Raw genomic sequence first — 21,639 nt, forward strand, 5'->3', positions numbered from 1 at the left:
ATACTTACGCGTGTTCAATCCGTGAAGCGATCGTTCATCCATGGATTCGCCATCCATCCTGTTCGTCAATCGCGTGTTTCCTCCGGACAAGGGGGCGACCGGGCGTTGCGTGCGCGACGTGGCGGAGCGGATGGCGGCGATGGGCTGGCGGGTCACCGTGGTCGCCGACGGTTCGGGCCCCAGCGTCGCCCCGCCCGGGGTCACCGTCTGCCGCGCCGGTTGGGGGCGCTCTTCCAAAGCGGGGGCGATGTCCGGAGATGTGCGGGCGACCACACGCGGCTATCTGGCCGCCGCGCTGCGGTTGATTCACCGGGCGTTGCGCCTGCCGCGGCACGACGTCGTGGTGACGATGACCGACCCGCCGCTGCTGGTGTGCGCCGGGCCGCTGATCGCCGCGCGCCATGCCGCGGCGTCCCTTCATTGGAGCCAGGATGTGTTTCCGGCCTTGCTGCCGGTGCTCGGCGTCCACTTGCCGGACCCGCTGATGCGGATGGTCGAACGGGCCAGCGCCCGGGCGCTTCGCCGCCAGGACGCGGTGGTGGCCATCGGACGCTGCATGGCCGAGCGACTGGCGGCGGTGGGGGTGCCGGCCGAGCGGATCACCGTTCTGCCCAACTGGCCCGACCCGGATATCCGGCCGGTGCCGCGGGAGGAGAATCCGTTCCGGCAGGCGCATGGGCTGGGCGACCGCTTCACCGTGGCCTATTCGGGCAACATGGGGCTGGCCCACCCGATGGACGCGGTGCTGGACGCCGCGGCACTGCTGGCGCGCAGCGACCCCGCCATCGCGATTCTGCTGATCGGCGACGGGCGCCGCCGGGCGGCCGTGGCGGAGGCGGTGGAGCGGCGTGGCCTGACGAACGTCCGGATGCTGCCGCTCCAGCCCTCGGATCGGCTGGCCGAAAGCCTGTCCGCCGCGGACCTGCATCTGGCGACGATGGACCCGCGGGCGGAAGGACTGCTGGTGCCCAGCAAGGTGGCCGGCGCGCTGGCGGCCGGGCGGCCCTGCCTGTTTCTGGGACCGGCGGGCAGCGACGCGGCCGCGCTGCTGGACGGCTGCGGGCAGAGCCTGGCGCCCGACGATGCGGCGGGACTGGCCGCCGCGATCCGCCGTTATGCCGGCGATCCGGCCCTGTGCGCGGCCCAAGGGGAGCGGGCGTTGTCCGTCGCGGCGGCCTGGGACGCCGCTGCGGCGGCGCGGCGCTTCGCGGCGCTGGCGGACGGGCTGCGCCGGAGGACGCCGCTTGGCGTGCCCGTTCTGCCGGGGCGGAGCCTGCCCCATGCCTGATGGCGTGCCGCTGCGCCGCTCTCCACTGGAGTTCGAAGCGGTGGAATCGGCGCTGCGGCTGCGCCGATTCCTGCGGACGATGCGGGAGGGCTGGCCGATCCTGCTCATCGGGACGGCGCTGGGGGTGGTGGCCTCCGTGACCGCCTTGCGGCTGGTGGTTCCGCAATACACCGCGGTGATGGTGATCGGACCGACCGCCCGTGTCGGCGCGGCGGCCATGGGCGCGCGGCTGCCCGTTTTGATCGGCCGGGAAGCCGCCGCCGCCGCGTCCGAGCCCGGTCCGGGGGATGAGATCCTGTCGGACTTCGCGCGCTACCTCCAGCTTTTCACTTCCATCCCGGTGGCGGAACGGATGATGGCCGACCCGCTGCTGCTGCGCGGCCTGTTTCCCGACCGCTGGGACGAGGAGGAGGGGGGCTGGCGCCCGGCGCCCGGCGCCGTGGCGTCCGCCAAGCGTCTGTTCCTGGCGCTCGTCGGCCGGTCGGACTGGGTGGAGCCCGACGCCGAGCGGGTGGCGAGCGCGCTTCGCGACCGGCTGACCGTCGATATGGTCGGCAGCGGGCCGATGCGGCGGCTCCGGCTGCGTCACGCCGACCGCGCCATGGCGCTGCGGATCTTGTCGGCCGCGGCCCAGGCGACCGACGCCCATCTGCGGGCGGAGGCGTCGCGGCGCAGCGCCGCGCAGATCGCCCATGCCCGCGCCCGTCTGGCCGGGATCACCGTCGCCGAGCACCGCCGCGCGCTGGCCGATCTGCTGTCGGAGCAGGAGCGGATCGCCATGATGATCGAGGTCGACCTGCCGCTGGCGGCGGACGCCATCGAACCCCCCGCCGCGGCGCAGCGCCCCGACTGGCCGAACCCGGTGACGGTCGTTCCATTCGCGGCGCTGGCCGGGCTGGTGGCCGGTGCGATCCTCGTCAGCCTGCGGCGCCTGTGGCGGGCGGGCGGTGAGGCGGAATCGTGATCCCCGTGTCGGTGGTGGTGATGACCCGCAACGAGGCGGTCAATCTTCCCCACTGCCTGCCCGCGCTGGCGCGGTTCGCCGAACGCTTCGTTGTGGACAGCGGCAGCACCGACGGAACGCCGGACATCGCCGCGGCGGCCGGCGCGCGGGTGGTGGCCTTCCAGTGGGACGGACGGTACCCGAAGAAGAAGCAATGGTGTCTGGACCGGCTGCCGTTCAGCCGGGACTGGGTTCTGTTCGTCGATGCGGACGAGCGGCTCGGCGGCGCCCTGGTGGAGGAGATCGCCGCGCTGATGGCCGCGGGGCCGCGGCACGCCGGTTACTTCATCGATGGCCGTCCGGTGTTTCTCGGCCGGCGGCTGCGCTTCGGCGCGGGCAATCGGAAGCTCGCCCTGTTCGACCGGCGACGGGCGTCCTTTCCGCCCGCACCCGATCTGGATGTCGCCACCATGTGGGAGGTGGAAGGCCATTATCAGCCGGTGATCGCGGGGAGCGTCGGACGGCTGCGTCACAGCCTGGACCACGCCGACGACAAGCCGGTCGCCGCTTGGTTCGAACGGCACGCCCGTTACGCCGACTGGGAGGCGGCGCTGCGTTCGGATGGACGGATGACGGGGTTGATCACGCGGGAATCCGGGGCGCGGCGGTGGATGAAGATCGGCCTCAACCGGTTGCCGGCCCGTCCGTTTCTGGTCTTTCTGTATGGCTATGTCGTGCGGCTGGGCTTTCTGGACGGCGGTCCCGGCTTCCAACACGCGCTGGCGCGAGCTTTCTACTATTGGCAGGTCGGCGTGAAGATCGCGGACGCGAGACGGCGGGCCGTGTCACCCGCGTCCACCGATGTCTGAGGGTTCGGACAGGCTGTGCCGCGCCTCACACCGCCTCGTCCAGAGCGCGCTCGCCGCCGAGGGCCTTCAGCAGGTCGAAGGTCCGCTTGCGCACCGATGGGTCCTCGATGCGGTAATAGGCCCGCACCAGCTCCAGAGTCTCGCGGCGGGCCATCGACTCGAACTCTTCCGTTTCCGACGGCGGAAGGTCGGGCGACGGGGTGGCGATGTGCTCGGGCGACGGCATGTCTTCGAAGAAGTAGCTGACCGGGACGCCCAGGACCTGCGACAGGTTGAACAGGCGGCTGGCGCTGATGCGGTTGGACCCGCGCTCGTACTTCTGAAGCTGCTGGAAGGTGATCCCCACCGCTTCACCCAGCTTCTCCTGGCTGAGGCCGAGCAGGGTCCGGCGCAGCCGCAACCGGGCGCCGACATGGATGTCGATCGGGTTCGGTCCCTCGCCGCGGCGTGATAGGGTGTGGGCGGGTGATAGCTTGGATTTCGTGGCACTCATAATAGACCCTCAGTATGGAGGTGGACCGCGCCACCAGGGAAATTGGTTAGTTCAGAAAGTAAATTCTATGCAACTTTTCGTGCGCATCAATAGCTAGATGCGTAAAACAGAGGCCAAAGCTTATGAAAGCAACGATCGTTCATTTGGTGAGAAACGATATTTCGCGTAAAGCCATGGGATTGTCTGGCGCAGGGTAAGGGCAAGCCATTGTAATCCCCATAATGTTGCGTTGGCTGCAAAGCCGAGCCCAAGCACCTCGCGACGGATGATCGCCTGCTCCCGTCGACCGCGCGCCGGGTCCTGCTGCGACCGTCCGCCGCCAGCAAAAATGCATACCGTAAGTGGCAAGCGCTGCGCTGGAAGCCCCTGCTTGAGGATGGACAGCGTGAACGCGTAATCGGCGGCAAGTCCGTGGCGGAGATCGAACCGGCAGCCCGACGACTCGGCCAAGCGGTAGACCATGGCCTGATGGTGCGTGAACATGCCCAGCAGGGCGCGGCGGTGCGACCGCGCCCGCTTCACCACGAGACGCCCGCCGGGCAGCGCCTCCAACGCATCACCATAGAGCAGACCGGCGTCCGGATGCTCGGCCAGGAGGGGAAGCAGCCGTTCGAGAACCCGGTCGTCGGCCAGCCGGTCGCCGGCGTTGAGGAAGAGGACATGGCTGCAGGAGGGCGGAGACCGTTCCGCAATGGCGTCCATCGCGATGTTCATGGCGTCGTACAGGCCCCGGTCGGGCGACGAGCGCCACCAGACCGTCTCGTCCCGATGGTCGGCCAGCCAGCAAGCCGTCCCGTCGCCGGAGCCTCCGTCCGCCACGAACCAGTCGTAGGCCGCCGTGGTCTGGGCGCGCAGGCTCGCGCGGGTGGCGAGCAGGCCGGACAGGTCGTCGCGGACCACGGTGACCACCGCCAGCCGGATCGTTCCCGCCGCGCCCGTCATTCGGAGATCACCGCGATGGCCGCCGCCGAGATGGCGAGCTGGCCGAGGATCGTTCCCATGTTCTTGGAGAACTCCATGAGGTCGAACGGCTTCGGGTCGCGGGGCACCACGATGGACGAGCCGGGCGGGATCGCCGTCACCGTGTGGTTCCAGGAGGACAGGGACAGCGGCTGCGCCCGCCCGTCCGGCAGAACCAGGAAGATGCGGCCGTCGTCGGCGTTGCGGCTTGCTCCGCCCGCCTCGCGCAGATAAGCCTCGGCGGTCTTGCCGCTGACGAACTGGGCGGCGGTCGGGTGCAGCACCTCTCCGGCTACGGTCACGGTCAGCGGCCGTTTCGGGATCAGGACGCGGTCGTCCGGCTCCAGAAGCACGTCCAGGTCCGGCCGCTGCCGCAGCACCTGGGGGTCCGCCTCGACGACGATGCGGCCCAACGGTTCGACGCCGCGCAGCTGGGTGGCGAGCTGCCGGGCCAGCCCGACCACGTCGGAACGCGCGGCCTCACCCTTCTCGACCTCCTGCACCATCCAGCGCTCCAGGTCGCGGGCCTGCTGGTCGAACCAGGCGCGCTCGCGCTTGCGCTCGCTGTCGCGCAGGAAGCTGGTGCCGGCGGGGTAGGCCTCCTCGGTCAGACCGCCGGCCCGGTCGATCAGCGAGGACAGCGTCTCGCCGCGCCCCACATGGTAGCTGCCGGGGCGGCGCACCGCGCCGGAGATGGTGACCGCCCGCGCCTCAAGCGCCTGCGGCAGCGGGTCGATGCGCAGGCTGTCGCCCGGATGCAGCGCGGTCCGGGCAGATGCTCCGTCGCGAAGGTTCAGGCGGCGGCGCTGCCCGGTGGCGCTGGTGAGTTCCAGGCTGGCGAGATCGGCGGTCGCCGTGGGGCCGCCGGCGGTCGCCAGAAGGGCCTCCACGGACGCCGTCTCCGCCACGGGATAGGCGCCGGGCAGGCGCACGGCGCCACCCACCTGCACACCGCGCTCCCGCACCAGGGCCGCGACGTCGCCGGGAAGGGACGGTTCGGCGTCGGCCGGCGTCCCTTCGGTCGGGCCGTCCTTGTCCGTGGGGGTGGTCAGCGCTCGCACCTCGGCGGCGGAGAGCAGGCGCACCCGGTCGCCGTCAGCGAGCGCGCGGTTGGCCTGACCGGAAGCCACCTCCTGCGGCGAGAAAGGAAGCAGGCGGCGGGCGAGGGTGCGGCGGTCGAAACGCTCGATGACACCGAGCAGGGGATAGACGTCCCGCATCAGCGCATCGCCGCCGCTGAGGGCGTCGCGCAGCGTGGCACCCCCCGCCAGCGGGCGGACGCCGGGGCGGCGGGTGTGGCCGGTCAGCTCGTAGACGGGCTCGTCCGGCTCAAGGATGGAGCCCGGCGCCGCGGCGCGGCGCGGCGGTCCGAGCCCGGCGGCGGGCGTTTCGTAAGGACCGGATTCCGGCCCGCCCGCGGCGAGCGCCAGCTCCGCGGCGCTTCTCCGTCCGGTGGAGGGATAGAAGCCGGGGCGGGGCACCCCGCCCATCAGGAGCGTGGAATGCTCCAGCGCGAAGACGAGCAGGTCGGGAATGGCGTCGAACAGGGGCGGGCAGGGCGTGCGTCCGCCGGTCAGCTTTGCCGCCGCCCGGGTCTGGGGTCCGCTGGCGAGGGGGCCGTCCGGCTGCGCCGTCAGCGCGCGGGCCAGCACGACCAGACCGCGGCAGGCGTCGGGGGCCGGCTCGCGCGCACCGCGCAGCAGCGCCAGCACCGGTTCGGCGGTGAGGAAATCCACCTCCTCCGCGCCCAGCACGTAGAGGACGTCGTTTTCGGCCAGGGGACGGCGGTCGCGGCCATTGAGCACGGCCGTCAGGTCGATCGACTGGAGGACGCGGGCGCGGCTCCCCGGACGGGTCGAAGCCAGCACAGCGAAGGGCAGATAGGGGGTGGGTCCCAGATCCGTCGCCGCGACCAGGGCGGCGATGGTCGGGGTCCGCCCCAGAGCCCGCGGACCGGGGCGCAGGACATGGCCTTCCAGACGCAGGTCGTCGCGCCGGTCCTCACGGCGGGGCGCCAGCAGCAGCAGGTCGCCGTCGGCCAACGGGGGCGCCTCGGTCTCCGGCAACTCCTCGGCCCGCTCCTCGCCGTCCGGGCCGATGGCGTAGCGCAGCGCCCGATGCGCGCCGGGCCGCAGGAGGCCGCCGGCCAGCTCGCGCGCCGCCGCGACGGGCAGGCGGTCCTGGCTGGGGGAAGCTCGTAGACGCCGGGACGCTTCAGCGGGCCGGCCAACGCCACGGTGGGGCCGAGCGGTGGCACGAAGATGCGGTCGCCGTCCCGCAGACGCAGGCCCGCGGTCGCCCCGTCTCCGGTCATGAACAGGTCGTACAGGTCGATGGGCAGCCCGGCGGGCGGGCTTCCCCCGGTGCCCTGGGCGTGGAACAGGCGGATGCGGCGCAGCGACCCGGCGCGGGTGACGCCGCCCGCGGCGCCCAGCGCGTCGATCAGCGTCGCGAAGGCCCCCACCTCCTGCCGGCCCGGACGCGCCACGGCGCCGGTCACCAGCACACCGATCCGCCGCACCTCGGTCACCGAGACATAGACCTCGGTGTCCGGAAAGGAGGCGGTCACGGCGTTGGTCAGCTGGGCGCGCAGCTCCGCCAGGGTCAGGCCTTGTGCCACGACGGGGCGGACGTCATCGGCGGTGAGCAGCCCGGCCGCGTCGATGACGTGGCGCTTGCTGGAGGACTTCTGGCCGCGCAGGGTCACCAGAAGCTCGTCGCCCGGACCCAGCGTGTAGTCGGCCTGCACGCCGCCCGATCCGTCCCGCCGTGGCGGCTCCTCACCGAACTGGTCGTAACCGAACTGGAGGAGGACCGAGCCGGCCCGCTCGCTGTAGGCGGCTTCGACCGGCGACAGGGAGGCTGGGGGGAGGGCGGGCTTTGCTTGGGCTGGCACGGCGGCCGACGGCCGCGGATGAGGGACCGGGGGGAACGGTTCCGCAGCCGATGCGGCGAATCCCCAGGTGATCACAGCCAACGGCACCAAAAGGGCGAGGAGTCTGCGCAAGGAGTCACACGCAAATTGTGGGCGCGCCAAGTCCCGGCACCATTGGGGGCGTCCCGTCCGGACGTTATAAGACTAATGCGAGCATAATCGGGAAAAGGCAACGGCCAAGCTGCGTTGCCGCGCCGGCCCGCGGCGTGTAGACTGTGGATCATCGCGTGGAGCGCGCAGGAGCCGCGGGCCCATGGTATCCGGTGTTTCGTCCAGTGCCGTTTATGGCGTGCCGCTCCCGCGGTCCGGTCAGCCGGCGCGCGACCGCAGCCAAGTCGGCGATCAGGATGGCGCCCAGGACACCGGTCGGACCGGCGCGGGCCGCAACGCGGCCGGCCAGCCGGGGACCCTGACCGACGATCAGCAGCGGCAGGTCCAGGAACTCAAGCGCATCGACTCCAGCGTCCGCCAGCACGAGGCGGCGCATCAGGCGGCGGGCGGCCCCCACGCGGGAGGCGCCTCTTTCACCTTCACCCGCGGCCCGGACGGTAAGAACTACGCGACCGCCGGCGAAGTCCAGGTGGATGTCGGTGGCGAGAGCGACCCCGAAGCCACCGTTCGCAAGATGGACACGGTCAAGGCGGCGGCCTTGGCGCCGTCCGACCCGTCGGCCCAGGACCTTCGTGTCGCCCAGCAGGCGGACGCGGCGAAAATGCAGGCGCAGCAGGAGCTGCGGCGGAAGGGGCCGGGCGGGAGCAGCGACGGTCCGTCCGACGAGCGGAACGGTGCGCCGCCAAGCGAGACCGCCGTGCCGGCGCTGGCGGCGCGCGGCGCGGCGGCGTACGCGTCGGCCTCCGGCATCGGCCGGCGGACCAGCGCCGCCGGCATCATCGTCTGACGCCGGAGTCTGCCGCCGGGCGGCCCGGTTCCGGTGGGTCAGCGGCGGACGGGAGTCTCGCCGTCGAGGGTCAGCAGCGGTCCGTACAGCTCCGGACGGCGGTCGCGGAAGACGCCCCAGGACGCGCGCTGTGCGGCGAGGCGGTCGAGGTCGAAGCTGGCGGTCAGGACCGTCTCGCTCTCCCGGTCGGCCTGCGCGACCAGTTCCCCGGTCGGCCCGGCGATGAAGGACGACCCGTAGAAGCTGATCCCGCAGGTGTCGCCCTCTTCCCGGCCGATGCGGTTGGAGGCGACCAGCGGCATCAGGTTGGCCCCGGCATGGCCCTGCATGACCCGCGTCCAGTGGGCCTGGCTGTCCAGCGACCCGTCCTGCGGCTCGGACCCGATGGCGGTGGGGTAGAACAGCATCTCGGCGCCCTTCAGCGCCATGGCGCGCGCCGATTCCGGGAACCACTGGTCCCAGCAGATTGCGCAGCCGATGGCGGCGTAGCGCGTCTTGTAGACCTGGAAGCCGGTGTCGCCAGGGTTGAAATAGTATTTTTCCTGGTAACCGGGACCGTCCGGGATGTGGGACTTGCGGTAGACGCCCATTACCGTGCCGTCGGCGTCGATCATGGCCAGGGAATTGTAATAGGCGTTCCGTGCCCGCTCGAAGAAGCTGGTGGGGATGACCACGGAGAGTTCACGGGCGAGCGCGCTCATCCGGGCGATCACCGGGTGATCCTCGACCGGGTGGGCGAGGGCGAACAACTCCTGCTTCTGGTCCTTGCAGAAATAGGGCGTCTCGAACAGCTCCTGGGGCAGGATGATCTGCGCGCCGCGCGCCGCCGCGTCGCGCACGAGGCGTTCGACGCCGTTCACATTGGCGTCGCGGTCCCAACTGCAGGCCATCTGGGTCGCCGCGACGGTGACGGTGCGTCCGGTGGTGGGGCGCATAAGCTGGTGCTCCTGTGCTCTGGCGTGTGCTGCGCCGTGTTAGTGGGCGGACGGCCGGGTGCGCAACCCCATCTCCGCCCTGTCACAAACGTTTCAGATTCGTCCGGGTTTCCGCGCCGGACCAACCATGGCCCTCGCCGTTGGGCACGCGCAGAACTCGACAGTCATACGCATAAATACAAAAATGCCCGATCAGGGACCGCTCTTCGGTTACACGACATATTATTGCATGCACGAGAAATTTAAATCCTCAATTGCTTTGCGATTTTTCCGAGAGAAGATATGATCGGGTAAGTTGATTTCGTCCGTTGATTTCGTCCGCTGCACCGCACCACGGCCTGACGGACGTCTGCCGAGAGATCGTCGTCATGGTTGGGCGTTTCAAGAGACAGGAACCCATGTTGGTCGAACCGCAACGTGAGGACGCTGCCGGACTGCCGCAGTCCGGCGCGACCCTGCCGCGGGCCGTGCGGGAAGCCCATCGCGCGCTCACGCGCGCGCTGCAGATCCGCATCGTCGACCATGGCGTCAGCATGGGGCAGTGGTATTTTCTTCGCGCCCTGTGGGACGAGGACGGGCTGACCCAACGCGAGTTGAGCCAGCGGGTCGGCATGATGGAGCCCACCACGGTGACCGCGCTGAACAATCTGGAGCGGTGCGATCTCGTCCAGCGGGTGCGCAACCCGCACGACCGGCGCAAGGTGAACATCTACCTGACGCCGAAGGGCAAGGCGCTGCGGGCCGACATCCTGCCCTGTGCCGAGGAGATCGAGGAGAGCGCCACCCAGGGCGTCTCGTCGGACGACTTGGCCCTGGCGGTCAGCGTCCTGCGCCGGGTCTCCGCCAATCTTGGCGGCCTGCCCCCCATCGGCGGGGACGATGATCTGGGATGACGCAAGGGGCCGCGGCCCGTCGCGCAAGTTCGTCCGCGGTCGTCAGTCGTCGAGATCGGGGGGCGGCGGCAGGCTGGCGCCGGTCAGGTTGGCGCCGGTGAAGCGCGCGTCGCGGATGTTCGCATCGCTCAGAATGGCCCCGGTCAGGTCGGCGCTGGAGAAATCGCAGCCGGCAAGGTTGGCGCCGCGCATGTTGGTGCGGATGCACGAGGCGCCCGCGAAGGTGCTGCCGGTCAGATTCGCCGCCCACAACCGGCCGGTCGGCCGGCCGTCCGGGCCCTTGATGTCGACCCAGCCGATGCCCGCCCCGTCGAACCGGGCCCCGGTCAAATTGGTGCCGCGAAGCGTCGCCCCGTCGAGGATGGCGCCGCTGAAATCGCTGCCGGTCAGGTCGGCGGCGGAGATGTCGCACATGATGAGCAGGGAATCGCGCATCTTGGCGCCGACCAGCCGCACCCCGCGCAGGTTCGCTCCCGACAGGTTCACGCCGTGCAGGTCGATGTGCGAGAGGTCCGCGCCGCTCAGGTCGGCGCGCGATCCCATGGCGCCGTTGGTGTTGATCCAGGTGTAATGGTTGTGCAGGGCTTCCTGAATCTGGATCGAGAAATTCTCGGCAGAGCGCGCCATGTTGGCGCCCGTCGTGTCCGCCCCGGCAAGATCGGCCCCCTCCATTTTCGCACCCTGGAGGTCGGCGTTGCGCAGGTTGGCGCCGGCCAGCACCGCGCCGTTCAGGTTGGCGTCACGCAGGACGGCGCCCTGAAGATTGACGCCGGACAGGTTGCAGCCGCGCAGGTCGGCGCGGGCAAGGTTGCAGTTCTTCATGGTCGAGCGCATCAGCGTGGCTCCGGCCATCAGCGCACCCTCGCAGTCCGCGCCGTTCATCGACACGTCGGTCAGGTCGGCGCCGGACAGGTTGGCGTTCGACATCATCGCGTCGTCCATGTCGCTGCCCGACAGGTCCGACCGCACGAAGTCGAGCCCCTTGCTGCCGTTCGCGCCGCTTCCGCCATAGAGCAGCGCGCCGCCGCGCAGGTCGGCCTCCTTCAGAATGGCGCGTTTCAGCTTGGCACCGCGCATGTGGGCGCCGCGCAGATCCGCCCGGTAGAAGTTGCAGCCGGTCAGGTCGGCCTTGGTCAGGTGGGCGGCGAACAGGTCGGCATGGCTGAGATTCGCGTTGGACAGGTCGCAATGGGCCATGTTGGCCCCCGACAGCTTGCCCTGCGTCAGCTCCACCCCGGCGAGATTCGATCCCTCCAGGTTGGTCATGGTCAGGTTGGCGCGGGTGCCGCCCGACCGGTTCTTCAGCCAACGCTCGTGCTTTTCGAGCACGGCGACCAACTCATGTGGCGTCATGACCCCGTCCGACAATCGGCCCGTTCCCGGCGCGAGGGAGATGGGCGCGGTTACTCCAGCGCTTTGGCAGTGTCATAAGATAATCTGGTTTAAATGTTAACATGCCGTTCCGTCGCCGGGCGCCGCGCGACATCGGACCGGTGCGCCACGGCGGGCAAACAAGGAAGAGGGGCTCGGAATGACCGGGGGACATACGGTGGCGGCCTTCGACGCCGAACTGGCACGCCTGCACCAGATCATCGTGACCATGGGGCGGCGGGTGGAGGAGCAGTTCGCCGCCGCGCTGCAGGCCATCGCGGAACGGGACGCCGGCAAGGCCGCGCGGGTGATCGAGGCGGACGCCGAAATCGACCGTCTCGAGCTGGAGCTTGAGGCGCTGAGCGTGCGCTTGCTGGCTCTGCGCCAGCCGATGGCGAAGGATTTGCGCGACATCGTCTCGGCGCTCAAGATCGCCTCGAACCTGGAGCGCATGGGCGATTTCGCAAGCTCGGTCGCCAAACGCGCGGTCACCCTGGCGGCCCTGCCGGTGGAGACACCCGTCGCGTCGCTGGCCTGGATGGGCGAGACGGTGCTCGGCATGATCCGCGAGGTGGTGAGCGCCTATGATGAACAGGACGCCGAACGGGCAATGGCCGTCCGCAACCGGGATGGCCAGGTCGACGCTGCCTACACCAGCCTGTTCCGTGAGTTCCTCACTTACATGATGGAGTCGCCGGCGCAGATCACCGGCTGCACCCATCTGCTGTTCGTGGCGAAGTCCATCGAGCGGGCCGGGGACCACGCCACGAACGTGGCCGAGAACATCTGCTACATCGTTCGGGGACGCCTGCCGTCAGAGGAGCGGAGCAAGGGCGACCTCAGCAGCTTCACGGTGGTGGACAAGGAGTAGGGGCGCAACGCGCGCCCCTCGCGTTGACGGTCGCGGTTTCGGCGATCAATGCTTGGGGCGCCAAGCGCCGCCGTCCGGCTCGTAACGCCGCCGGACCGCGGCCCAGGCGACCTTGTGCGCCAGCCGTTCGCGCTGCATGGCCTGAGCGGCCTCCGGCGACCGGCATCCCTGCCAAGTGTGATTGAAGGCCGAGCGGTAGATGTCCTGCGCCGACGGCGGCAGGCATCGCTTCACCGATTCGGGGAGTTCGGTGTTTCGGCGGAAGGTCATCGGGCGTTCCTCCGGCTTATGTTTGCCTTGTTGTCCCCAGTATAGCCGTCATTCCACTGCAAGCCGTAGGGCTTTTTCCTGAGGCGTTGGAGGTAGGCGGGACGGGCGGGTGGCTTAGACCGAAGGTCCGATGCCGGCACCCGGGCATGAAAAAGCCCTTCCCCAGGCGGTGGGGAAGGGCTTTTTGCGAACCCAAGCAGCGTTGCGACGACCCGTTCTGATGGCCTGCCTTACGGCGTGCGGCGCGCGGTGCGGTGCGCCGGGATCGGAATGGGCCGGATCGCCTGCTCTTCGCGGCGGCTGGCGGACATGTCGATCTCGATGCGGGCCAGGGCCTTGCGCAGTTCGTGCACCGCTTCCGACAGCGTCTGGATCGACGCTTCGCCGGGCTGCTGGCGCCACCCGCGGTAGGCGTTCAGGCAACCGCGTGCGGTGTCGCGCAGCCGCGCCTCGACGGCGTCGACCGGCGGCGGGTTGGTGCCGGCCGGGCGGTTCGCATCCGCCGCCGTGGGTTGGGCAGCGCCCTGGGCGGGAGCCTGGGCGGCGGGCGCCGCCGGCTGGACCGGGGCCGGCTGGGGAGCCGGCTGCGACTCCGGACGGTTGAGGCGCAGCGTCTCGGTCTGGGCCGGAGCGGCCGGCTGCGTCGGGGCGGGCTGCGGAGCCGCGGTCGGGGCGGCCGCCTGGGCGGTCGGAGCAGGGGCCGCCTGGGCCGAAACCGGGGCGGCGGCGCGGCGCGCGGGCTTCACCGGCGCCGGCGCTTCCGGAACGGCAACCGGAGCGGGCGGCGGCTCCTCGGCCATGGCGTCGCCGGCCGGCGCCTCTTCCGCGGCGGAGTCGATGACGGCGGCCTCTTCGACCGGCGCGTCCTTCTCGCTGGCCGCTTCGGCCTTGCGGATGATGTAGGAGATGGCGCTCGGCGTGCATTCGAATTCACGCGCGATCGCCGACAGGGTGACGCCGGAACGGTAACGCTCAAGAATCTGCGGCCACGCCGACTGGGGGATTCGTCCGCGCTTCTTCGGAGCCTCCGGTTCGGACCCGGTTTCTGCGTTCATTATGTCGCTCGGTTGCCAAAGTGAATTTTGAGTCATGCGTACGCTGCTTGGGCCGTATCGCGCGCCTTCCGACGCAGCGGCACGCGGGCGCGTGCACGAGCATCACGTCAGGAGCCGTTTTTGCGTGCGATGTTGTCGGTATGGATGAATATCGGGAACTTGCAGGGAAAATGCCAGAAGAACTTTGCGCCGCATGGAAAAATTGCGCTTAGGCGGGTCGCCGGAGCCTTAGTCCGAAGGCCGGATTGCCTTGCGGCGTTGCTCCCGCGAACCGCATAGGAACATCCGCGGACGCGAATTTTAAAAACTGTATTTCACGAATCGGTCGTGCAGGACGCGGTTGCAAGGCGGTTTGAAAATCCACGGCGGTCCGGAATGCGTTGCAAAGCGTTCTGTTGACATCAAGCGCCCCTCGCATGGCGCGCGCTGTCCGACAGGCGGAGTTTCTTCATGCCGCGTTCCATCGATCGATTCCGGCCCCGGTCCGGCCCCGTCCGGCGCCCAGCCGGATTGAAGACCGGATTGACGAGCGGATCTGCACCGCGCTCGGCGGTGCCCACCGTGTCCGCGGGGCTTTTCGCCGCCATCCTGGCTTTTTCGGCACCGGCCTTCGCGCAGGATGCGGGGGAGGGGCCGCTCCGGCCCCCGCCGCGCCGCCGCTGGTGTCCGCCCTGCCGCCCAACGCGCCCCCGACCTTCGCCGATCTCGCGGACAAGCAGCTCGACGCGGTGGTCTTCATATCGACGACGCAGGCGCCCCCGCAGGGCGGTCCGCAAGCGGGGCCGCGCGGGCCGGAGATGCCCGGCTTTCCCCCGGGATCGCCCTTCGAGGAATTCTTCCGCGAATTTCGCGACCGCCAGCGCGGCCAGCCGCAGCAGCCGCAGCAGGCGCCACGCCCGACGGCGGCGCTGGGCTCCGGATTCATCATCGACCCGGCGGGCTTCGTGGTCACCAACAGCCATGTGGTGTCCGAAGCGTCGGAGATTTCCGTCACCCTGCACGACGGCACGAAACTGCCCGCAAAGCTCGTGGGCGTGGACGGGCCGACCGACCTTGCCGTTCTGAAGGTCGACAGCAGAAAGCCGCTGGTCGCCGCCCCCTGGGGCGACAGCGAGGCGCTGCGCGTCGGCGACTGGGTGGTCGCCATCGGCAATCCCTTCGGCCTCGGCGGATCGGTGACCGCGGGCATCCTGTCGGCGCGGCAGCGCGACATCCAGCAGGGGCCCTACGACGACTATCTGCAGACCGACGCCTCGATCAACCGCGGCAACTCCGGCGGACCGCTCTACAACCTGAACGGTGAGGTGATCGGCATCAACACGGCGATCTATTCGCCGACCGGCGGGTCGGTGGGCATCGGCTTCGCCATCCCGTCCTCCGTCGCCCGCCCGGTTGTCGAGCAGTTGCGCGACCATGGTCAGGTGCGCCGCGGCTGGCTGGGCGTCCAGGTGCAGAGCGTGACCCCGGACATCGCCGAGAGCCTGGGCATGCAGGAGCCGGCGGGCGCCCTGGTGACCAGCGTGTCGCCGGAAGGGCCGGCGGGCAAGGGCGGCGTCCGCCAGGGCGACGTCATCACCCGCTTCAACGGCGAGTCCATCGAGCAGATGCGCGAACTGCCGCGCGTCGTCGCCGCCACGAAGATCGGCTCGGCCGTGCCGCTGGAACTGGTGCGCGAGGGCAAGCCCGAAACCGTCACTGTGACGGTGGGCGAATTGGAGCCGCAGGAGCAGGTGGCGCTGTCCGGATCGAGCGGGACGCCGCGTCCGGAAACGACCATAGACACCAAGCAGGTTCTCGGCCTGACCCTGTCGCAGCTGACCCCCGGTCTGCGCGATAGCTTCTCCATCAACCCCGATGTCGAGGGCGTGGTGGTGACCGAGGTCGGCGACGCCAGCGCTGCCAGCGAGCGCGGAATCGAGGCCGGCGACGTCATCGTGGAGGCCGGGCAGGAACCGGTGAAAACGCCGGAGGACCTGAACCGGCTGGTGGACGATGCGCGCAGCCAGGGGCGCAAGACCGTGCTGATGCTGCTCAGCCGCGACGGCGACCTGCGCTACGTGCCGATGCCCATCGAGGACCGCAAGGGCTGAGGACGGCCGGAGGCGGCACCCGGAGGTTCTCCACGGGGCCGTCTCAACCTTTTCCTCTACCGTTTGCCGGGCGGCGGGAGTAATTTGCACGCCGCTTGGCGAATGGGATTAATCCAGTGAGTGTAGATTCCGAGGGCCGTCCGCCCGTGCGGCTGTCGGTCGTGGTTCCGGTCTTCAACGAGGCCGAAAACGTCCTTCCCCTTCTTGAAGAGATCGAGCGCGCGCTGTCGCCCGCCGCCGTGCTGGGCCGCGCCTTCGAGGTGATCTACGTGGACGATGGGTCCAGTGACGACACGCTGACGCGCCTCGCGCCGATCGTCGCGGCCGGCCGCCTGCGGCTGGTCCGCCACGTCCGCCGGTCCGGGCAGAGCGCGGCCGTGCGCACCGGAGTCAAGGCGGCGCGCGGGGAGTGGATCGCCACCCTCGACGGCGATGGCCAGAACGACCCGGCCGACATCCCCGCTCTGTTCGCCCTGGCCGCCAAGGGCGGCCCGGACGCGCCAGTGCTGGTCGGCGGCTTGCGCAAGAAGCGGCAGGACACCCTGTCCAAGCGTCTGGCCTCGCGTTTCGCGAACGCGGTCCGGCAGTCCTTCCTCCAGGACGGCTGCACCGACAGCGGCTGCGGGCTGAAGCTGTTCCGCCGCGACGCCTTCCTCGATCTGCCCTTCTTCGGGGCGATGCACCGTTTCCTGCCCGCCCTGTTCCGGTCGCACGGCCATCCGGTGGCCTATGTGCCGGTCAACCACCGCCCGCGGGAGCGCGGCGTGTCCAAATACACCAACTGGCGCCGCGGCCTCATCGGCGTGGTCGACCTGCTGGGCGTCTATTGGCTGAAGCGGCGCACCGCGCTGTCGCCCGCGGTCGAAGACCGCTGACCCCCTCTCCATCCGGACCGGTCGCCGCCCGATGCTCGAACGCGCCATCGCCTGGTACCAGAGCCAAAGCAGCGCCGACCTGATCTGGGTCGGCGTCGGCTTTTTCGCGCAGATGCTCTTCATGATGCGCTTCGTCGTCCAATGGATCGCCAGCGAGCGCGCCCGGCGCAGCATCGTGCCGGATCTCTTCTGGTATTTCTCGATCGGCGGCGGGGTTCTTTTGTTGGCCTATTCGATCCAGCGGGGTGATCCGGTGTTCATGTTCGGGCAGGGGCTGGGCCTCATCATCTATTTCCGGAACCTCTACTTCGTCCTGAACAACCGCCGGAACGGCGGCGCGGCGGGCGTCCCGTGAGCGCGGTGCCGAACGCCGCGGCCGGCCGCCTGCCGGTCCTGGCCTATCTGGCGCTGGCGGTGATCAGCGTCCTGTTGTTCCTGCCCGGCTTCTTCGATCTGCCGCCCTTCGACCGCGACGAGGCGCGCTTCGCCCAGGCGTCCCACCAGATGCTGGAAAGCGGCGACTATGTGGACATCCGCTTCCAGGACGAGGCGCGCCACAAGAAGCCGGTGGGCATCTACTGGCTGCAGACCGCGGCGACCCGACTGGTCGAGGGGCCGGGCGGAGTGCCGAAGGAAATCTGGACCTTCCGCATTCCCTCGCTGCTCGGGGCGGTTCTGGCGGTTCTGGCGACGGCCTGGACCGGGGCAAGGATGTTCGGCGGGACGGTCGGCTTCCTCGCCGGGCTGATGATGGCCTCCTGCGTCGTGCTGGGCGTCGAGGCGCGCATGGCGAAGACAGACGCCGTGCTGCTCTCCACCATCGTGATCGGGCAGGCGGCCCTGGCCAGCCTCTATCTGAACCGCCACGCGGAGCGGTCCGGCTGGGCGGCGCCGCTTGCCTTCTGGATCGCCGCGGGCGTGGGCATCCTCATCAAGGGTCCCATCGTCCTCCTGGTGTCCGGCACCACGGCGCTGGTGCTGGCGGTGCTCGACCGCCGGGCCGGCTGGCTGAAGCGGCTGCGCCCGCTGGTCGGCCTCGCCATCGTGGTCGCCATCGCCGCGCCCTGGCTGATCGCCATCACGGTGAAGACCAAGGGCGCCTTCTTCGCGGAATTGGTCGGCCACGACATGATGGGCAAGGTCGTCGGCGGGCAGGAGGCGAAGGGATTGCCGCCCGGCTATTACCTCGGCACCTTCTGGGTGACCTTCGCGCCCTGGTCCTTCCTGGCGCTGCTGGCCGTTCCCTGGGCGTGGCGTCACCGCAAGGGCGGCGGGCCGGTGGCGGACGCCGTGCGCTTCTGCGTCGCCTGGATCATCCCGAGCTGGCTGGTGTTCGAGGCGGTGCCGACCAAGCTGCTGCATTACACGCTGCCGGTCTTCCCGGCCATCGCCATCCTCACCGCCGCCGCGGCGCGTGAGCATTTCCTGCGCCGCGCCGACGCGCCGCGCTGGGGCCTGTTCTCGGTCGCCACCGTTCTCGGGGCTGTCGGATTCGGCGCGCTGACCATCGCGGTCGCGGTGATTCCCTATCTGGTGGAGGGGCGCGTCGATCCGGTGGCGGTCGCCATGCTGCCGGTGGTTCTCGTGCTGTACGCGCTGGCCGTGCGCCTGTTCGCCCAGCGCCGGGAGACGCCGGGGTTCGCGGCGGGTCTGGCGGCGGCGGCGGTGCTGTACGCCGGCACCTACGGTGCGGTCCTGCCGGGCATCGACGGCGTGTGGATCAGCCGCCAAGCGGCGCGGACGGTCGCGGCGGCGCGGCCCTGCGCCGACAGCGTGGTCGCCTCCGCCGGCTATTCGGAGCCCAGCCTCGTCTTCCTGCTGGGGACCGGCACGCGCCTGACCCATGGGACGGGCGCCGCTGCCCATCTGGCGGAGAATCCGTCCTGCGGGTTGGCCCTGGTGACCGACCGGGAGGAGGCGGAGTTCCGCGCCGCGTTGAAGGGGGCGGAGCCGGTCCAGCTCGGCCGTTTTGCCGGCTTCAACTACAACACCGGCAAGCGGCTTACCCTGACGCTCTATGGCGCGGCGCGCCCCTGAACGAGCCGGAATGGGGTGTCCGTCCGATGGAGGTTGCCAGATGGAGACTGCGGGCTGAGTAACCCGCCTCCCCCCTGGACATGAGCGGCCGCGTCCGGCGGAATCGGTCTTCCACACGCAAAAGGATGGAAGGCCGCCGTGTCATGCTTCGAACGATGACTGTAGCGACCCTCGCGGTGCTGGCCTACGCCGCACCCGCCGAAGCGCAGAGGCAGGAATACCCTTCCTGGGTGTATGAGGAGATGGTGCCGACCGGACCCTACATGCGCCGCATGGAGGAGGCCCAGCCGGTTCCCGGCCCGCGGCCGTCCCATTGGGGCGCCATGGGCAACGGCGAGCAGTTCCGCGCCGGTTCGCGCGGCTACGGCACCGATCCGGCCCGCGCCACCCCCTCCTATTCCCGGACCAATTCGCTGACCCCGCCGGTCCGCGACGCGCGTGGTGCCGCTGCAGCGGCGCGGCGGGGCGGTGGCGGCGACAACGTGCCGGGCACCCCGCGCGAGGTGACGCTCAATCCGGAATACAACTTCGATCGCTAGCCGCGGCTTCGATCGCCAGCCACGGCCTCCTCGGGCCGCCACAGCCAGGCGGCCCCGCGGACTCCGCTCGAATCGCCGTGGACGGCCCGGCGGACCGGCGTGTCCAGGCTGTCCGTGAAGGCCCAGCGGGCGATGGCCGAGGGAAGGGCGGTGTAGAGGAACTCCAGGTTCGACAGCCCGCCGCCCAGCACGATGACGTCCGGGTCCAGCACATTGACGATCCCCGCCAGCCCGCGTCCCAACCGGCCGACCAGCCGGTCGAGGGTGGCGCGGGCGGCGGCATCGCCGCGCTCCGCCTGCGCGGCGATGGCTTCCACCGTCAGGTCCGCGCCGGTGGCCCGGCGATGGTCGGCGGCGACCGCGGGGCCGGACACGAAGGTCTCCAGACAGCCGGCCTTGCCGCAGTAGCAAGTCGGTCCGGGCCGCTCGTCGTCGGTCGGCCAGGGCAGGGGATTGTGCCCCCACTCGCCGCCGACGGCGTTGCGGCCGCCCAGAGGACGCCCGTCCACGACGATTCCCGCCCCGCAGCCGGTGCCGAGGATCGCCGCGAAGACCACGCCGCAGCCGGCCCCGGCCCCGTCCGCCGCCTCCGAGACGGCCAGACAGTTGGCGTCGTTCTCGACTCGCACCGGCCGCTGCAGCGCCGCGGCCAGGTCGCGGTCGAAGGCCTTGCCGATGAGCCAGGTCGAGTTGGCGTTCTTCACCAGCCCGGTCGCCGGGGAGATGGCGCCGGGAATGCCGATTCCGACGGTGGCGCCCGCCGATCCCGTCGCGCTTTCCAGGCGCGCCACCAGATCGACGATGGTCCGCACCGTCGCGTCGTAGTCGCCGCGCGGGGAGGGGACGCGGAAGCGGGCGTGCTCCGCGCCGGCCGCGCCGAGCGCGATCCCCTCCGTCTTGGTGCCGCCGAGGTCGATGCCGATGCGGATGGCCGGGAGGAGGCCGCCGGTGCCTTTCATGGGAAAATGCCCTGATCTGTGGCCCGCGTCACAGACGGACGCCGGTGCTGTTGCAATACTGGGAAAGACCGGCACCCCGCAAGCCAAGCAACCGTCCGGCCTTTCCGGCGACGGTCGCGCCACAGGTTGGGACAAATGGTCTTTGCGCGGGCGATATGGGTTGACCGTCTGCCGGGATCTTGTAGAACCAGCGAAGGAGAGGGCGTGATCCGTCGGATTCCGCCCGTCAATCAGGGCCACCGGAGCCGGACCAACGATGAATCGCCAGCGCGCCGCCCATCGCATTCCTTCCTTCACCTTGCGCAGCGCCGCCGCCGTCGGCCTTGCCGTGCTGTTCGCCGGCGCCGCGCTGCCGGCCGTCGCCAAGGAGGCGGCGAAGCCCGCTGAAAAGACGGCTGCGAAGGCCACCGCGAAGCCGGCCGCCGCCAAGAGCACCGCCGCCAAGAGCACCACGGCCAAAGCCGCCGCGACGAAGCCCGGCGCCTGCTACAGCCGCGCCGAGCACGCCGCGGAGCAGACCATCCGCATGCACACCGAGATGATGGTGGTCGGGCTGACCTGCCAGCAGGTGAATCCGGACAAGAAGCCGTTCAACCTGTACCAGGACTTCACGGTCAAGAACCGCTCGCTGATCTCCAACTCGGAAGCGTCGATGATCGACCACTTCCGCAAGAAGGGCGGCGGCAACGCGACGCGGCAGTTCGACATGTTCCGCACCGAGCTGGCGAACGAGGTCAGCCGCCGCGCCGCGGTGATCGGCACCGGTCTCTATTGCGCCAATTTCGTGGACCGGTCCAAGGCGGCGATGGATCTGACGGCGGACGACCTTCGCGTCCTGACCGGCGATGAAAAAAGCGCCGGCCTGATGCATTTGTCGTCAAAGCCGCTGTGCGACGTGCAGGTCGTCAGCAACCCGGACGTGAATTACGACGTGGCCCAGGCCCCGGCCTCGCGCAGCGGCAGCGCGGCGGCGCCGTCCAAGTCGACCGGCAAGGCGACGGCCAAGGCCCCTGGAAAGCCCAAGGACCCGGCGAAGGCGCAGGTGGTCTCCGCCAAGCGCTGACCGGCCAGTATCGATGGTGATGCCGGAGGTCATAGCCGGACCGGCATCATGCATCGCAGCAGTGGCACAGTTGTTGCGAAACCCTCTTCACCACAGTGAAGAGGGTTTTTTCATGCGGTGCATTCGCTATGGTAGAACGCAAGCGCAAAGTTCACGGAACTGACATGAATCGATATTGCAAATTCTCGGAAAATTGGTATTACCGCAGATAGAGTGCGGGTTTGCCCTCTTGCTCTGTTGAGAGCCGCTGGGCTAACGTTCCGCTCACACAACAATCTTGGCCCCGCGCTCAAGA

Annotated in this window: 21 protein-coding genes; 12 read left to right on the forward strand and 9 right to left on the reverse strand. The window is 69.8% G+C overall.

Going from position 1 to position 21,639, the window contains the following annotated elements; genetic code table 11:
- Positions 1-40: 40 nt before the first annotated feature.
- Genes ACWPN5_RS10250 through ACWPN5_RS10260 form a run of 3 tightly spaced genes read left to right on the forward strand, consistent with a single transcriptional unit; the run spans position 41 to position 3,100 of the window.
- Positions 41-1,288, forward strand: coding sequence for a glycosyltransferase family 4 protein (locus tag ACWPN5_RS10250; RefSeq protein WP_492295354.1), 1,248 nt, complete (start codon positions 41-43; stop codon positions 1,286-1,288).
- The gene (locus ACWPN5_RS10255) at positions 1,281-2,252 is read left to right on the forward strand and encodes a GumC domain-containing protein (protein WP_211111492.1); all 972 of its coding nucleotides are present in this window, start codon (positions 1,281-1,283) and stop codon (positions 2,250-2,252) included. Before ACWPN5_RS10250 ends, ACWPN5_RS10255 begins: the two co-directional genes overlap by 8 nt.
- A complete protein-coding gene (locus tag ACWPN5_RS10260; protein ID WP_145690111.1) occupies positions 2,249-3,100 on the forward strand; it encodes a glycosyltransferase family 2 protein in 852 nt (283 codons plus the stop codon). Before ACWPN5_RS10255 ends, ACWPN5_RS10260 begins: the two co-directional genes overlap by 4 nt.
- A gap of 25 nt (positions 3,101-3,125) precedes the next feature.
- Here the strand turns inward: ACWPN5_RS10260 and ACWPN5_RS10265 are convergent, their stop codons facing one another.
- The 4 genes from ACWPN5_RS10265 to ACWPN5_RS10280 all read right to left on the reverse strand — a co-directional run bounded on the left by ACWPN5_RS10265 (position 3,126) and on the right by ACWPN5_RS10280 (position 7,449).
- Complete coding sequence (locus tag ACWPN5_RS10265) at positions 3,126-3,593, reverse strand: helix-turn-helix domain-containing protein (RefSeq protein ID WP_145679617.1); 468 nt, start codon at positions 3,591-3,593, stop codon at positions 3,126-3,128.
- Positions 3,594-3,713: 120 nt separating this feature from the next.
- On the reverse strand, positions 3,714-4,535 hold the full coding sequence (locus ACWPN5_RS10270; protein WP_492295355.1) for a glycosyltransferase family protein: 822 nt from the start codon (positions 4,533-4,535) through the stop codon (positions 3,714-3,716).
- Positions 4,532-6,043, reverse strand: a complete 1,512-nt coding sequence (locus tag ACWPN5_RS10275) for an SLBB domain-containing protein (protein WP_492296376.1) — start codon at positions 6,041-6,043, stop codon at positions 4,532-4,534. Before ACWPN5_RS10275 ends, ACWPN5_RS10270 begins: the two co-directional genes overlap by 4 nt.
- 320 nt (positions 6,044-6,363) lie before the next feature.
- Entirely contained in the window at positions 6,364-7,449 is a 1,086-nt protein-coding gene (locus ACWPN5_RS10280) for a polysaccharide biosynthesis/export family protein (protein ID WP_492295356.1), read from the reverse strand.
- Between the two features lie 292 nt (positions 7,450-7,741).
- Between ACWPN5_RS10280 and ACWPN5_RS10285 the strand changes: the two genes are divergently transcribed.
- A complete protein-coding gene (locus ACWPN5_RS10285; protein WP_492295357.1) occupies positions 7,742-8,386 on the forward strand; it encodes a putative metalloprotease CJM1_0395 family protein in 645 nt (214 codons plus the stop codon).
- A 38-nt stretch (positions 8,387-8,424) separates the two neighbouring features.
- Here ACWPN5_RS10285 and aguB read toward each other — a convergent pair whose 3' ends face one another.
- On the reverse strand, positions 8,425-9,321 hold the full coding sequence (aguB, locus tag ACWPN5_RS10290; RefSeq protein WP_492295358.1) for an N-carbamoylputrescine amidase: 897 nt from the start codon (positions 9,319-9,321) through the stop codon (positions 8,425-8,427).
- A gap of 398 nt (positions 9,322-9,719) precedes the next feature.
- Between aguB and ACWPN5_RS10295 the strand changes: the two genes are divergently transcribed.
- Positions 9,720-10,214, forward strand: a complete 495-nt coding sequence (locus tag ACWPN5_RS10295; RefSeq protein WP_247888511.1) for a MarR family winged helix-turn-helix transcriptional regulator — start codon at positions 9,720-9,722, stop codon at positions 10,212-10,214.
- Positions 10,215-10,256: 42 nt separating this feature from the next.
- Here ACWPN5_RS10295 and ACWPN5_RS10300 read toward each other — a convergent pair whose 3' ends face one another.
- Positions 10,257-11,567 (reverse strand): pentapeptide repeat-containing protein, encoded by a 1,311-nt coding sequence (locus tag ACWPN5_RS10300; RefSeq protein WP_145679622.1) that lies wholly within the window; start codon positions 11,565-11,567, stop codon positions 10,257-10,259.
- A gap of 178 nt (positions 11,568-11,745) precedes the next feature.
- On the opposite strand from ACWPN5_RS10300, the gene phoU reads away from it, so the two are divergent.
- A complete protein-coding gene (gene phoU / locus ACWPN5_RS10305; RefSeq protein WP_200477841.1) occupies positions 11,746-12,456 on the forward strand; it encodes a phosphate signaling complex protein PhoU in 711 nt (236 codons plus the stop codon).
- Between the two features lie 45 nt (positions 12,457-12,501).
- Here phoU and ACWPN5_RS10310 read toward each other — a convergent pair whose 3' ends face one another.
- Positions 12,502-12,726, reverse strand: a complete 225-nt coding sequence (locus tag ACWPN5_RS10310; RefSeq protein WP_145690105.1) for a ChaB family protein — start codon at positions 12,724-12,726, stop codon at positions 12,502-12,504.
- 230 nt (positions 12,727-12,956) lie between these two features.
- On the reverse strand, positions 12,957-13,781 hold the full coding sequence (locus ACWPN5_RS10315; protein ID WP_492295359.1) for a hypothetical protein: 825 nt from the start codon (positions 13,779-13,781) through the stop codon (positions 12,957-12,959).
- Between the two features lie 662 nt (positions 13,782-14,443).
- Between ACWPN5_RS10315 and ACWPN5_RS10320 the strand changes: the two genes are divergently transcribed.
- The 5 genes from ACWPN5_RS10320 to ACWPN5_RS10340 all read left to right on the forward strand — a co-directional run bounded on the left by ACWPN5_RS10320 (position 14,444) and on the right by ACWPN5_RS10340 (position 19,322).
- Positions 14,444-15,871 (forward strand): Do family serine endopeptidase, encoded by a 1,428-nt coding sequence (locus ACWPN5_RS10320; RefSeq protein WP_492295360.1) that lies wholly within the window; start codon positions 14,444-14,446, stop codon positions 15,869-15,871.
- A 116-nt stretch (positions 15,872-15,987) separates the two neighbouring features.
- The gene (locus tag ACWPN5_RS10325) at positions 15,988-16,746 is read left to right on the forward strand and encodes a glycosyltransferase family 2 protein (RefSeq protein ID WP_145679626.1); all 759 of its coding nucleotides are present in this window, start codon (positions 15,988-15,990) and stop codon (positions 16,744-16,746) included.
- Positions 16,747-16,777: 31 nt separating this feature from the next.
- Positions 16,778-17,101 (forward strand): lipid-A-disaccharide synthase N-terminal domain-containing protein, encoded by a 324-nt coding sequence (locus ACWPN5_RS10330; RefSeq protein WP_200477840.1) that lies wholly within the window; start codon positions 16,778-16,780, stop codon positions 17,099-17,101.
- Positions 17,098-18,783, forward strand: coding sequence for an ArnT family glycosyltransferase (locus ACWPN5_RS10335; RefSeq protein WP_492295361.1), 1,686 nt, complete (start codon positions 17,098-17,100; stop codon positions 18,781-18,783). The genes ACWPN5_RS10330 and ACWPN5_RS10335 overlap by 4 nt, the downstream gene beginning before the upstream one ends.
- 155 nt (positions 18,784-18,938) lie before the next feature.
- Positions 18,939-19,322 (forward strand): hypothetical protein, encoded by a 384-nt coding sequence (locus ACWPN5_RS10340; protein WP_145679629.1) that lies wholly within the window; start codon positions 18,939-18,941, stop codon positions 19,320-19,322.
- Here ACWPN5_RS10340 and ACWPN5_RS10345 read toward each other — a convergent pair.
- Positions 19,319-20,281: an ROK family protein gene (locus ACWPN5_RS10345; protein WP_492295362.1), complete on the reverse strand. Its 963-nt coding sequence runs from the start codon at positions 20,279-20,281 to the stop codon at positions 19,319-19,321. The genes ACWPN5_RS10340 and ACWPN5_RS10345 overlap by 4 nt on opposite strands.
- Positions 20,282-20,537: 256 nt before the next feature.
- Here ACWPN5_RS10345 and ACWPN5_RS10350 point away from each other — a divergent pair, with 256 nt between their 5' ends.
- Positions 20,538-21,344, forward strand: coding sequence for a hypothetical protein (locus ACWPN5_RS10350; RefSeq protein WP_145690099.1), 807 nt, complete (start codon positions 20,538-20,540; stop codon positions 21,342-21,344).
- Positions 21,345-21,639 lie beyond the last annotated feature (295 nt).

The sequence above is a fragment of the Azospirillum sp. UENF 211521 genome, from assembly GCF_058780535.1.